Below are 14,709 nucleotides of genomic sequence, written 5' to 3'. Positions count from 1 at the left end.
GATACGAGATACGAGATACGAGATACGAGATACGAGATGCGAGATACGAGATACGAGATACGAGATACGAGATACGAGACACGAGACACGAGATGCGAGACACGAGATACGAGATACGAGATACGAGACACGAGATGCGAGATGCGAGATACGAGATACGAGATAAGAGATGCGAGATGCGAGATAAGAGATGCGAGATAAGAGATGCGAGATAAGAGATGCGAGATAAGAGATGCGAGATAAGAGATGCGAGATGCGAGATAAGAGATGCGAGATGCGAGATGCGAGGTGCGAGATGCGAGACAAGAGATGCGAGTCTGTAGCAGCGATTTTATATCGCGTTTTATTTCGCTTTTTTGAGTTTTCATCTGCATTTAAGCACTTCAAAATCTATTTAGTAGAATGCTTCCAAATAACAAAATCAAACTTGTAATTATAATTGTGTAGTAGATAGTCGAGTTTATTATTGGCTCTAAAGTGAAGTGCGATGAAAATATGTTTTTTACCGGTTTAAAGAATAGCTTTGGGTTTAAGCTACCCGCTAAAATTATAAGTGAAATTGCTAGACAACTAATGAACTCTAACCAGTCTAGGCCTTGTAATATAAGCAAATAAACACCGACAGTTAAATTAATAGTTGCTGCCAATCCGAACAAAATAGATAGCAGCTTTTCCTTTTTATTAAGCGTTTCCATACTGTAATACTCCTTATTACATTATTTAATACCTTTATATTTCGGTAAGCTACGAGAGTAAAATTGTAAGGGGAAAGTTAAGGAGTTTCGAGATGCGAGACACGAGTCTGTAGCAGCGATTTTATATCGCGTTTATTCACGCATCTCGCATCCCGCACCTCGAACATCTCATCTCATAATTCGCACCCCTCACCAATGGCGCGGAATAAAGCTGCTGCTACGTAGGCGTTATGCTTGCATGGCGCGCGAAATAAATTTCACGCCTACGTCGAGTAGTCTTATATTTGTGTGGTGTTTGAGAGTTCATGGCTGAAGCCATTCCTACGAACGCATCAGATTTATATCGCGTTTACTCTCGTATCTCGTATCTCTCACCACGCATCTCGCACCTCGCACCTCGCATCTCGAACCTAGCTCCTAGTTCCTAGTCCCTAGCACCTAACCCCTCGAACCTAGTCCCTTTTAACTCGTTCGCATATCTCGCGCATTTGTTGTTTTATTTCGGGTTCTTTTTCATCGAATAATTTGGTGATACGTTCGATATAGGCATGGTTTTCTTCGAATGGCACGCCGATTTCGTAGACATCGGCAGCTTCTCGTAGCATTTCTTTATCAAACTCACTGAAAATATCGACCATCCCTTGGGCTTTTTCTCGCTCGATACCAAGTGCCTCAAAGGCTGAACGGCCCATGCGCATGGTGCTGTCGTAAGTTTCGCGAATAATATCTCGACATCCGTAAGCCCATAAATCGTATACATGATGGCGGTCTACAGCGCGGGCAACTACATGTAAATGCGGGTAATTTTGCATCGCATAACGAACCAATTTAGTGATTTGTTCGGCATCATCAAGCGCAACAACCAGCAGTTTTGCATCTTCAATGCCTGCAGCACTGAGTAGATCTGGTCGAGTGGCATCACCAAAAAAGTTACGAATACCAACACGCTCAAGGGCTTCGAGTTGCTTGTAGTTGTAATCAATCACAGTGGTTTTATAACCGCCAGCTTGTAAAATACGGTCAACCAGCCCACCCATTCTGCCCGAGCCTGCAATGATCACATGGCTATCATCAGGGAACTCTTCTGTTTCTTGCCCTGCTTGCTCACAAATAAAGCGTGGTGCTATCACACGTTGATACAGAATAAATAATCCCGGCGAAACCAGCATGGATAAGGTCACAACCAGTAATAGCTGGTCGGCAACGGCTGTGGCTAAAACATTATTAGAAACACTGTAAGCAAGTAGTACAAAACCAAACTCACCAGCTTGTGCAAGCCCCAGTGCTAGCAACCAAAGTGCGGCGCCTTTTAGGCCAAAAATACGGCCTAAAATTAATAGCACAACTGTTTTAGTTACAATCAGTGCGCTAGTTAATAGCACGATGTTGGCTAGGTTATCTGCGAGTAATTGAAAATTGATACTTGCGCCAACGGTGATAAAGAATAATCCAAGTAATAGTCCTTTAAAGGGATCGATATTACTTTCGAGCTCATGTTTATAAGGTGAGTTTGCAAGTACAACACCCGCTAAAAAGGTGCCAAGCGCAGGGGATAAGCCAACTAACGACATCATTAAAGCGATACCAATAACAAAGAATAGGGCTGTTGCGGTAAATAACTCGCGAAGCCGTGCCAGTGCTACAAATCTAAAAATCGGTGCGGTTAAGTAGTTACCACCAAAAACGACGAGCGCGATCATACCTAAAGTAACCAGCGCTGCTTGCCAGCTTTCAAGGCCCGCCACCAAGCTTAAGCGAGCATGACCGTCTTCGCTTGCATGGGTTGTATCTGCAATAGCGGGCGCTAATTCAGGTAAAGCCAGTAATGGAATAAACGCAAGCATAGGAATAACGGCTATATCTTGGGTGAGTAATACGCTAAATGAGGCTTGGCCACCATCTGATTTTAATAGCCCGCGCTCTGAAAGCGTTTGCAGTACAATAGCGGTCGATGAAAGCGATAATATTAAGCCTATTGTAAGTGCTGTTTGCCATGCATGACCAAATGCTAAACCAATTCCAGTAAAAGCGGCTGCTGAGAAAACCACCTGTCCGCCACCTAGGCCAATAAGCTGCTTTCGCATTGACCAAAGCGCTTTGGGTTCAAGTTCTAAGCCAACAATAAATAACATCATTACCACACCAAACTCAGCAAAATGCTGGATGGCAATCACATCAACATTTAAAAATGTCAGTGTTGGCCCAATAACAATACCTGCGAGTAAGTAGCCAAGCACTGAGCCAAGTCCAAACTTGCTGGCAATAGGCACGGCAATAATGCCTGCAATAAGGAAAATATAGGCGATTAAGAGAAAGTCAGTCATCGTAATCCTGTTTGTTTTTAATTAACTATGATTGTTTTCGCTAGTTTTGCCAGCAGTTAGGTAGTGAATGCAATAAAAATACGAATTTAGTCAGAAAAATGACAACAAGGCATGGTGTTTAGTAAAAGCGCTTAAGACAAAATAAGTGGGGAAATCGTCGTTTTTTTCTTAAAAACCGCTTGCGTAGCGCTTAGGTAGGTATATACTCGCAACACTTTAAATAGGAGCAAAAAATGAGCAAAAAGAAACAACGTACACAAGGCCAAGTTGATACTGGTCGTGGTGTAATTAACGATAATGTGTACGCCGCAATGGTTACATCTAAGCTGTTCACCGCAAAAGTAGAGAAACCTAAAAAAGGTAAAGGTGCATATCAACGTAAGGCAAAGCATGCAGGACGAGAGTCCTATTTAATCGCTGCTTAATTAAGTTGTGATCAAATAGGATTTTTGTGAAAAGCAAACACTGAGTGTTTGCTTTTTTTATGACTAAAATTCGTGTTAAGAATAATTTTCACTCAATTTTTATAGAAATTTTTACTTGAAAACTAATTTATTCGTTATATACCCATAATCGACACAATCATTATTTTCACCTACCCTCACACAAGTGTTGCTTGTTTTTTATACAAGTCAGGAGTGCCGCGCTTTCCGTGGTTAAATTATTGTTAATTTTATGTTCATTTTCACTCGGTAGAATCATCCTCGTTTTTGCTTTTTGATAAAAATAATTAATTCTTTTTTAGTGGTTTTAACTGAGCCTAGCATCAAAAAGTGTGTTTATTTTACCCTTTATAGGTAAATGCAAGCTTGACGTAATAGCGTTGTGTGTTACTTTAAAGTTGGATTTGTAAAATAAATGTTATTAAAACTTTGGGCGGAGGGAGCGAATGAGCTCGCATAAATTAATAAAAAATGCCTTTAAACTGAGTGCGCTGTCACTAGGTTTATACGGCTTTACAGCACAGGCTGCGATTGATTGCAGCAACTTAGAAGTGTGGCAACAAGGGCAAACACATGTTGGTGGTGATCAGGTTCAGGCACAAGGTAGCGCTTATGAAGCTAAGTGGTGGACGCAAACCAACCCTGTGGAGACTTCTGGTGTCGATCAAGAATGGCGTTTATTGGGCGTCTGTGACAGCGTTGTCAATGAGAATCAAGCGCCTCAAATTAGCAGCTTAACACCCGCAGAGGGTTCTTTATTTACCACTAGTGACAGCGTTGTCATAAGTGCTGTCGCTACTGATCCTGATGGTAGCGTGGCAAGTGTAGAGTTTTTTGTTGATGGAACATCGCTGGGTGCTGTGACAAGCACACCTTACTCAGCGAGCTGGCAAGCAACGCAAGGCAGCCATGTGATTAGTGCGGTCGCAACGGATGATTTAGGGCTAACCTCTACAGCGGTTGCACATTCAGTGAGTGTGTCTGATGACGTTGAGCCGGTTAACCAAGCGCCAGTGGCAAGCATTGAATTTAGCTCACTGCCATCACAAGTAATGGTGGGTGACAGTGTGGTGTTTGCGCTTTCTGGCACTGATAGCGATGGCCAAGTAACCGCATTATCGTTAACTGAAAACAGCACTGAAGTTCATCAAGCAAGTGCCGCTTCTTCAAGTTACAGTTGGCAGGCTCCAGCACTTGGGCAATTTTCATTTACCTTAACAGTGACCGATAACGAAGGCGCGACGGATACACAAAGCAAAGTTGTTAATGTTGTTGAAGCAACAGAACCCGGTACAGATTGTAAACCACAAGGCTTATACCAAACACCGGGTGTCAATACCCCATACTGTAGCGTGTATGATGAAAATGGTCGCGAGAAAATGGGCGCCGATCATCCACGCCGAGTTATTGGTTATTTTACGAGTTGGCGAAATGGTGCCAACGGTCAGCCAAGCTACTTAGTTAACGATATTCCTTGGGACAAGATCACCCATATTAACTATGCCTTCGCGCATGTTGATGGCAATAACAAGGTCTCGATTGGTGATCCAAATGCTGCTGGCAACCCAGCGACAAACATGACTTGGCCGGGCGTTACAGGCGCTGAAATGGATCCAAGTTTTAGTTACACAGGTCACTTTAACTTACTCAATAAATTCAAAAAACAACACCCAGATGTAAAAACCTTAATCTCTGTAGGTGGCTGGGCTGAAACCGGTGGTTATTTTGGTGAAGACGGTACTCGCGTAAATAGCGGTGGTTTCTACACGATGACAACCAATGCCGATGGCTCTGTGAACCAAGCGGGAATTGATGCTTTTGCGAAAAGCGCGGTTGAGTTTATTGAAACCTACGGTTTTGATGGTGTCGATATTGATTACGAATACCCATCGTCAATGAATGACTCAGGCCACCCTGATGATTTTCCTATCTCTAATGCACGTCGCGCAGGTCTTAACGCCTCGTATCGTGTATTGATGCAAAAACTACGTGAAGAACTTGATATTGCAGGTGAAAAGGCTGGTAAGCATTACTTGCTAACGATTGCTTCGCCATCTTCGGGTTACTTATTACGTGGTATGGAAACATTCCAAAGCGTGAAGTATCTCGATTACGTTAACATTATGTCTTATGACTTACATGGTGCATGGAATTCACATGTAGGGCACAACGCAGCCTTGTTTGATACCGGTCTTGATTCTGAATTAGCGCAGTGGGGCGTTTATACCACCGCTGAGTTTGAAGGAATTGGCTACTTAAATACGGATTGGGCTGTGCGTTACTTCCGCGGCGCGGTCTCTGCAGGTCGAATCAATATTGGTATTCCATATTACACCCGTGGCTTTAAAGATGTGTCGGGTGGTACTAATGGTTTATGGGGCCAAGCGGCGCTGCCAGATCAATCAAAATGTGCGAAAGGGACCGGCGTTGGTGAGAAAAACCAATGCGGTAATGGTGCACTTGGCATTGATAACCTATGGCACGATAAGAACGATGTTGGTGAAGAAATGCCAGCAGGTTCGAACCCACTATGGCATGCGAAAAATCTCGAAAATGGCATTAACCCTTCTTACCTTGAAATCTATGGCCTAACGCCAGAAACCGATGCAGATGATGTATTAACCGGAACTTACACACGTTTCTACGATGATGTAGCTGTTGCTCCATGGCTTTGGAATGCAGAGAAAAAGGTATTCTTATCAATTGAAGATGAGCAATCAATGGCAACCAAAGTTGATTATGTTATCAACAATGGCCTTGGTGGCATCATGTTCTGGGAGCTTGCTGGTGACTATGATTATGACTCAGCGAAAGGTGAGTATTTCATGGGCTCAAGCTTAACCACACTTGCTTACGATAAATTTAACCAAAGTGGTGTGGCTTACAACACTCATCAAGGTAATGTCGATTTCACCATGCCAAGCGAAGCTGTTGACGTAAGCTTTACAGTGAAAGACTTCCCAATTGGTGATGATAACTATCCAATTTCACCTACATTCGCATTCACCAATAACTCAGATATCGATTTAAGCGGCGCGAAAATCAGCTTTGATGTGCCCGTTTCTACCTCGGCAATTTTCAAATCGAATTGGAATGCACAAGAAAAGCTCGGCATGGCAGTTGAAGCGAATGGCTCTAATGCGGCTGGCGATAATATCGGTGGCTTTGAAAATGAGTTCCATCGTTTTTCAATCACCTTAGTGAATGAGTGGGGCGGTATCGAAAAGTCATTTAACACAGGTGAAACCGTTGAGGCGCAAGTTATGTACTACATGCCAATTACGGGGCCATCTAACTTCACGATTGAGAAAAATGGTAAAACCTACGCCTTTAAATTTGAATACCCAATGCTACCAGATGGCACAGCTGGCAGTGGTGATACTGGCGGTGACACCGGTGGTGAGGGAAGCTGTAATGGTGTTGATGTAGCAAGCATCCCTGTGTATCCAAATTGGCCGCAAACTGACTGGGCTGGTAACCCAAGCCATGCTGTTGGCGGCGACCTAATGAATCACAACAACGTGATTTACGAAGCAAAGTGGTGGACGAGCACAGAGCCAGGCACATCTGCTGACTGGACGGTGAGTTGCACGCTTTAACCAACTAAGCGGAGCAAGGACTTTGCTCCGCATTTCTACAGCGAGAACAACAATGAAAGTAATGAAATCAAAGGCATTGTCTTTATCGGCAGTGGCAACCAGCATGCTGCTTGCCTGTGCATCAAGCCATGTGAATGCCCACGGATTCTTAGAAAGCCCGAAGGCACGCCAAGCATTTTGTAATGCTGATGGCGGGTACTGGTGGCCTGCTGATGGCACGGGGATCCCTAACCTTGCTTGTCGTGCAGCGTTTGTTGAAGCAGGGCATGTACAGTTTGTGCAAGACATTGAATTTTCGGCTAATACCATTGATTACACAAACCTAGAGGCAGTAAAGCAAAGTGTACCTGATGGCCGATTATGTGCAGCAGGCGACCCAGAAAAACGCGGTATGGATTTACCTTCAGCGCATTGGCAACGCAGTGAGGTTATTCCTAATGCTAATGGCGATATTTTAGTGCGCTTTTTAGCGAGTACGCCGCATAACCCGAGTTTTTGGCAGTTTTATTTAACAAAACCGGGCTTTGATAGTGCGACTCAAGTGCTTACTTGGGATGACCTAGAGCTTGTTGAAGAGTACGATAATCTTGATTTTAGCATTGATGCTAACAACGACCGTTACTATGAAATGAGCGTGTCTATTCCACAAGGGCGCAGTGGCGATGCCATTTTATACACGCGTTGGCAGCGAGATGATGCCGGCGGCGAAGGCTTCTACAACTGTAGCGATATTAATATTGTCAGCGATGCGACCCCGACAGAGCCAACCGATTGGGCAGCAATTAGCTACTTTGTTCGTCAAGGACAAGACGCTGAGGTTGGCGGTAGTGTGTCAGCTCGGTTATTTGATGAAAATGGCCAAGAGTTACTTACTCAACAAATGCAGATCACAGCTGATAATCAAGCTAATTGGCAGGCTGAATTTGCAGCGCTGTTAAACCTTAATTACGCGCACTTAGTTAATATTGGCGTGCAAAATAGCGCCGGAGATATTGCCTTTGATGCGTCTGATTTAATGACTAATCAGGTCTTTACAACGAATGCAAACTACAGCTTTGCACTAAGCGTACAAGCGGCTCCTGACAATACCGCGCCAATTATTCATCAACCAGATGACCTTCAAGTTGAAGAAAAAAGCAGCACCGCGATACACCTACACGCCTTTGATGATCAACAAAGCACATTAACTTATAGCTGGGATGTACCTGCACCACTGAGCTTTACGGGTAGCGATGCCAACATCACGCTAAATGCCCCCGCTGTAGATGCTGATGCAAGTTACACCGTAAGTGTATCGGTGTCAGATGGCGAGCTCACAAGCCAAGTTAGTTTTACCGTGACTGTGCTTAATAGCACTGTGGTCGACCCTGATCCAGTTGATCCGAGCGTGCCTGCTTGGAATAGCACAAGCCAATACAACACGGGCGATAAAGTGAGTTTTAACGGCGGAGTTTACAGTGCGAAATGGTGGAACCAAGGCGCACAACCAGACAGTAGTGATGCATGGCAGCTTGAATCTGGCAGTGTATCAATCGAATGGAACAGCGGCAAAGCCTATCAAGGCGGCGACGAAGTAACCTATCAAGGACAGCGCTATCGAGCGCAGTGGTGGACCCAAGGAGATGTACCGGGTGCCAGCCAAGTATGGAAAGAAATCTAAAGTTTTGTAGTTCAAACTTTATCAATAACAGCGTAACGCTATATAAAAATAGATAAGAGAGAATCATGAATATAAAACAATTAAGCGCAGCCATTGGTGTTGCACTCTTTGCAAGTGCAGCGAATGCGGCACCATCAACACCAACCATTATTTGGGAGCCACAAGAATACTCATTTGTTGAGGTTGATCTTGAAGGTACAGGTTCATACAAGAGCTTGGTGAACCGTGTTGATGAAGTCACTATCAGCATTGAATGGAACGCATGGAGTGGTGACGGCGGCGACAGCTACAAAGTGTATTTCGATGATATGCTGGTTAATGAAGGCTCGCTGGCAGCAGGTACCAAAAGTGGTGTTATTAGCTTCCCGTATGATAAAGCAGGTCGTCACACATTATATGTAGAACTATGTGAAGGCGGTACCACCTGTGCTCGCAGTGAAGGTAAGCCAATTGTTATTGCCGATACAGATGGCGGCCACTTAGCGCCATTGCCGATGGATTATGATCCAAATAACCAAGATATTGGCACCAAAGACGGCCTAGTAACAGGCGCCTACTTTGTTGAATGGGGTATTTATGGTCGTGACTATGATGTAACCAATATTCCAGCGCAAAACCTCAGTCATATCTTGTATGGTTTTATTCCAATTTGTGGACCGAATGACTCGTTAACGGGCGGCCCTAAAAACGCGCTAAATACTGCTTGTGCGGGTTCTCAAGATTTTGAAGTGGTGATCCACGACCCATGGGCTGCGATTCAAAAAGCGCTACCAGGTGTTGATAGTAATGACCCAATTCGTGGTACGTATTCGCAGTTAATGGCGTTAAAGCAACGTTATCCTGATCTGAAAATTTTACCATCGGTGGGTGGTTGGACTTTATCAGACCCATTTGCCTACTTTACCGATAAAGCCAATCGCGACACGTTTGTGGCATCAATGGAAGAGTTTTTAAGAACGTGGAAGTTCTACGATGGTGTTGATATTGACTGGGAATACCCGGGTGGTCAGGGTGCTAATCCAAACTTAGGCGACCCAGTTGCTGATGGCCCTGCATACGTTGCGCTAATGCAAGAGCTGCGCGCGATGCTCGATAAGCTTGAAGCAGAGACAGGTCGTGAGTATGAGTTAACATCAGCGATTGGTGCAGGTTACGACAAAATTGAAGATGTCGACTACTCACAAGCTCAGCAATATATGGATTACATTTTCTTAATGAGCTACGACTACTATGGTGCATGGAGCAATGTAACTGGCCATCAGGCTGCGCTTTATTGTTCATCGCATTTCCGTGTTGGTCAGTGTGATGGCACGGGTGTTGATGAAGAAGGCATTCCATATAAAGGCCCTGCTTATACAACTGATAATGCAGTGCAAAATCTACTTGCGCAAAACGTACCATCGAAAAAAATCGTGGTAGGTGCTGCTATGTATGGCCGTGGCTGGGAAGGTGTTTATCCAGAAAACGCGACTATTGCTGATAACCCTATGACAGCACCGGGCAGCGGCAAACTTAAAGGCACTACAGCGCAAGGCGTATGGGAAGACGGTGTAATCGATTATAAAGGCATCAAAACTTACATGTTGGGCGCTGCAGAAAATGGCATCAATGGGTTTGAGACAGGTTATGATGAACAAGCCGAAGCCGCTTATGTATGGAACCGTAGCAACGGTAAATTAATTACATACGATAACCGTCGTTCTGTTTTGGCAAAAGGTGCTTATGTTAATCAATATAATCTAGGTGGTCTGTTTGCATGGGAAATTGACGCTGATAATGGCGATATTCTTAATGCCATGCATGAGGCACTTGGTGGTACCGTCACTGAGCCTAGCAATAGAGCGCCAGTGCTATCTGTATCAAGTACAGTATCTGTTAATGCGGGCGAAAGTGTATCTGTGACTGCATCGGCAACTGACGCAGATAACGATCCACTAAGCTTTAGCTGGACAGCTGACAGTGCGTTAACAGTAACTGGCGAAAATTCAAATACCCTTGTAATCACAGCGCCATCAGTGACTGCTGATACGCAATACACGGTTGCTGTGAGTGTGAGCGATGGCGAGGCAAGTGTAAGCCGTAACGTTACAGTAAATGTAGTAGCACCAACGACAGGCGAGAACCAAGCACCAGTCGTTGCGGCAATTACTGATAAAACAGTGGCAGAAGATGCGAGTGTGGACGTGGCTGTTTCGGCATCTGATGCTGATGGCGATGCGCTTTCATACAGCTGGACAGTGCCAGCAGGCTTAACGCTAGTGGGCTCAGGTGCTGATGTGAGTTTACAAGCGGGCAGCGTTGATGCAGATACTAGTTATGTTGTGTCGGTTTCGGTAAGTGATGGCCAAACAGCAACAGCAGTGAGCTTTAATGTCACCGTGACAGACTCGGGTACAACAACTCCGCCAGATGGTGAAACGACATGGGATGCAGCGGCTATCTATGTAGGTGGTGATACGGTAATTTATAACGGCGTAGAGTACACCGCTAAATGGTGGACACAAGGCGAGCGCCCTGATTTAGGCGGCCCATGGGAAGCAACTTCACAACCAACCGACGGTAATGGTGATGTTGTATGGCAAGCTGCGGGTATCTATAACGGTGGCGACCAAGTTACTCACCAAGGTAATAAATACGAAGCGAAATGGTGGACTCAAGGAGACGAGCCAGGTGTCGCGGATGTATGGAAAGCACTTTAAGTGCAATAACCACATTTAATGCCCATCATTAAAATGTGATTTCCCTTCAAAGCAGCCGTATGGCTGCTTTTTTGTGGGGGAAGTAAGAAAGAGTAAAGTTAGCGAGGGGAAAGGGGAAAGAAGCTGTCAGCTTTCAGCGGTCAGACGACCTGTGGGGTTGGTTAGGTCGAGTGTTCATCTTAGCGATTTAAGTCTTGTAGGAGGTACTTTAGTGGCGAATAGAACCCAACATAGTCCATGTAAACCTTTCAAATTTCCTATCTTCAGACGCGCGAAACAAGTTTCACGCTTACGAATGAAAACATTAGGCTCTAGGTTCTAGGTTCTAGGACGCGATGTAAAATCGCTGCCACAGACTCGTACCTCGCACCTCGAATCTCGTACCTCGCAACTTTACTCTTTCCCCTTGAAACTCGCTAACTTAAGACATTTCCCGGCTAAAGCCAGTCCTACGGGGGAAACATCAGGCGCTAGGTTCTGGGTGCTAGGACGCGATGTAAAATCGCTGCTACAGACTCGTATCTCGCATCTCGTATATCGCACCTCGTATCTCGTACCTCGCACCTAGAATCTCGTACCTCGCAACTTTACTCTTTCCCCTTGAAACTCGCTAACTTAAGACATTTCCCGGCTAAAGCCAGTCCTACGGGGGAAACATCAGGCGCTAGGTTCTGGGTTCTAGGACGCGATGTAAAATCGCTGCCACAGACTCTTACCTCGCACCTCGAATCTCGCACCTCGCACCTCGAATCTCGCACCTCGAATCTCGAATCTCGCAACTTTACTCTTTCCCCTTGAAGCTTGCTAACTTTCCTTCATACCTCACTGAATTTTCCTTTCTCTGCTTGCTAACTTTCTGTTTCCCACTTCACACATTGGTCTTTCAGACATTATCAACCATACTTGAATAATATGATCTGTAAGTATTTAAACTAAGGTGGCTTAATGGGGTTAAAAGCGCTGTTTTTACTTGTTGTTGCTGTATTGAGTAACTCGGCTTTTAGCTGCGATAAAACCCTAAAAGTGGGGATTAGTCAGCAGTGGGCACCTTATGCTTTTAAGCAAAATGGCAAGCTCACCGGAATTGATATTGATGTGGTTAATTTAGTGCTAAAAGAAGCAGGATTTTGCGCTAAATATGTTGTTATGCCTTCATCTAAACGGGGCTTTGCAGAGCTTAAGCACGGTAAAGTCGATTTACTACCGGCAGCAAGCTATAGCACTGAGCGTGACTCTTTTAGTTTCTTTTCAGAGCCTTACCGTAATGAAGTGATGCGTTTGTTTTGGTACCCGCATGGCCGCTTAGAGTCTCTAGACTTACAAGGACTGCTCGAACATCAGCAAGTTATTTTAACTAATAGTGGTAGTTATTTTGGCCCTGACTTTACTCATTTAAAAGAAGACGCAAAATATAAAGAACAACTCGTTACTGTATCATCTTTGCGTCAGCGCCTCGCTATGCTAGTTGCTAGGCGGGTCGATTTTTTTGTTGATGATGAACTAGCTGGTTTATATTTAATTCAAAAAAATAATCAGCAGGGTATCGAGCTGCATCCGTATATTGTCAATAATGACAGCGTTTATTTTATGCTGAGTGAAACAACCCTGTTAGCAGAAGACAGAGCGGCTATTAACTCAGCAATTTTAAACAACCAGCAAGCGATAACTGAGATCATCGCTCGCTATGTTAAGCACTAAACTATCCCAAACACTAAACTATCCTAAACGAGTCACCCGCAGTTTAATACGCCCCGCATTCGCCCCATAAAAGCGGTTTAGGTCGTTAGCAAAAGGGCAAAACTCGCCTGATTTAGCAATACGAATATCGGCACCTTCAGCAATTTCAAACAAATGATCGTCGTTGTTATCGATAGCGCCAATCAACGCAAACCATTGTGCGTGGGGTAAACGTCTAAACGGTTCAAGCACGGCCATCGGGATTTCTTTCACCCCAAGTTGGATATTGTCACGGTGCCAGCCGGCAGGGCCACAACTAATGCCGTCGTCATACCAAGTTTGCTCTGGATAAGGCGTAAATCGGTAAGTACCACCTTGCTCTAACATTAAGCCTGTGTGGTTGTATTTTTCAGCGCCATAAACAAACACATCTTTACTTTCGTCTATGCTCAGCACCGTCATATTTTGTTTATCAAGCGCAATATGCGGGCTTAAACCCTTAAAGCTTAAGCGAGTTTCGTCATTATAAAGTACGTCGTAGTGAAGGCTCTTTAACGATTCAGGGCGATAGCTCGTTAAACGATTAATACGCTCTGCTACTGTGTAATGAATAGTTGGCGCGAGCTTGCTTTGTTCGTTATCAACCAATACACAGCATTCGCGATCTACCAGTTTAAACAAAGGGTTAAACCAAAAATAGTTTTGCTGATGGCTTAGTGCCAATGGATCTGGTGTAACGGTGACATCATCTTGAGCAATGAGGTTACGATGCTCTTCTGGGAGCAAGGTGTTGTAATTGATATCCGCACTGGTAAGTAAGTTTAGTGCGACGGTTTGTTCAATCAGCCACTCAATCGCATAGCGTAGGCAAATGTCGGCTAAACCATCACGATAATAGCCGCCACCCACATCTGAATGAGCGCCCGCAAACCAGATCTCTTGTACATGCGGCGCACTATTAATAAGTGTAGGTTCAAATGCACGGCGCTTTTCATCAAGTGCCACGCAATGAAGGGCTGCTTTTATATTGCTTGCAAGTGTGTAGTTTTCAAAAATAACGTGCTCAGCACCGCGGGTTGCTTTTGTTACCTTTGAAAAACCAATTGATGCAACAGTATCAAATACACATAAGTAAACATCATCACTAATAAATGGCTCTAAACATTTGGCAAAGCGCCTAGCAAGGGCAGCACCGCGGCTAAAACCAGTTAGTAGTATTTTATCACCCACAGTGTAGTAGCTTTTAAAGTCGCTCATAGCACGGTTTAAAATGCTAGCTACATCATCACCTCTTGGTGCAAGGGCTTGATTGAATAAACGTCGAAAGCGGCTACCTTGGGTGCCTATACCCTGATAATAAAAGCTAAGTTGGGTTGGAAATGGTGTTTCGGGTTCGCTATTGAGTGCGCCACCAAAAAGTAAATGAAGTTTAAGAATATTAGAAATACTGGCGTCTTCTTTGAAGTGTGCAGCGCTGAATTGTTCTGCATCACGAGGCTCGCTGCCTGTGCCATCAAAGTTGAAAATCAGCGTTTTAGCGGTCATAGCGTCATTCCTTTAGTGGTTTGTATAAACATACTCCCACTTTATGAAAATTAGAAGACAAATATGC

At 44.4% G+C, this 14,709-nt stretch carries 7 protein-coding genes; 5 read left to right on the top strand and 2 right to left on the bottom strand.

Features of this window, described 5'->3' with window-relative positions:
- Positions 1-1,147 precede the first annotated feature (1,147 nt).
- Positions 1,148-3,019, bottom strand: a complete 1,872-nt coding sequence (locus AADY36_RS17770; protein WP_055199082.1) for a monovalent cation:proton antiporter-2 (CPA2) family protein — start codon at positions 3,017-3,019, stop codon at positions 1,148-1,150.
- A gap of 233 nt (positions 3,020-3,252) precedes the next feature.
- On the opposite strand from AADY36_RS17770, the gene arfA reads away from it, so the two are divergent.
- The 5 genes from arfA (at position 3,253) to AADY36_RS17745 (ending at position 13,118) form a co-directional block, all read left to right on the top strand.
- Positions 3,253-3,444 (top strand): alternative ribosome rescue factor ArfA, encoded by a 192-nt coding sequence (gene arfA / locus AADY36_RS17765; protein WP_054563243.1) that lies wholly within the window; start codon positions 3,253-3,255, stop codon positions 3,442-3,444.
- A gap of 464 nt (positions 3,445-3,908) precedes the next feature.
- Positions 3,909-7,061 carry a glycosyl hydrolase family 18 protein gene (locus AADY36_RS17760; protein ID WP_342409385.1) on the top strand — a complete coding sequence of 1,051 codons (3,153 nt, stop codon included), beginning with the start codon at positions 3,909-3,911 and terminating at the stop codon, positions 7,059-7,061.
- 52 nt (positions 7,062-7,113) lie between these two features.
- On the top strand, positions 7,114-8,721 hold the full coding sequence (locus AADY36_RS17755; protein WP_342409384.1) for a lytic polysaccharide monooxygenase: 1,608 nt from the start codon (positions 7,114-7,116) through the stop codon (positions 8,719-8,721).
- Positions 8,722-8,786: 65 nt separating this feature from the next.
- The gene (locus AADY36_RS17750; protein ID WP_342409383.1) at positions 8,787-11,420 is read left to right on the top strand and encodes a glycosyl hydrolase family 18 protein; all 2,634 of its coding nucleotides are present in this window, start codon (positions 8,787-8,789) and stop codon (positions 11,418-11,420) included.
- A gap of 945 nt (positions 11,421-12,365) precedes the next feature.
- On the top strand, positions 12,366-13,118 hold the full coding sequence (locus AADY36_RS17745) for a substrate-binding periplasmic protein (protein WP_054563247.1): 753 nt from the start codon (positions 12,366-12,368) through the stop codon (positions 13,116-13,118).
- A gap of 18 nt (positions 13,119-13,136) precedes the next feature.
- On the opposite strand, the gene AADY36_RS17740 is transcribed toward AADY36_RS17745, so the two are convergent.
- Complete coding sequence (locus AADY36_RS17740; protein ID WP_342409382.1) at positions 13,137-14,642, bottom strand: DUF2235 domain-containing protein; 1,506 nt, start codon at positions 14,640-14,642, stop codon at positions 13,137-13,139.
- Positions 14,643-14,709: the final 67 nt, after the last annotated feature.

The sequence above is a fragment of the Pseudoalteromonas sp. D15MCD-2 genome (genome assembly GCF_038562745.1).
In the GTDB taxonomy this organism is placed as follows: Bacteria; Pseudomonadota; Gammaproteobacteria; order Enterobacterales; family Alteromonadaceae; genus Pseudoalteromonas.
Note: the sequence above shows the minus strand (reverse complement) of the source record. Positions and strands in the feature narration are given on the sequence as shown.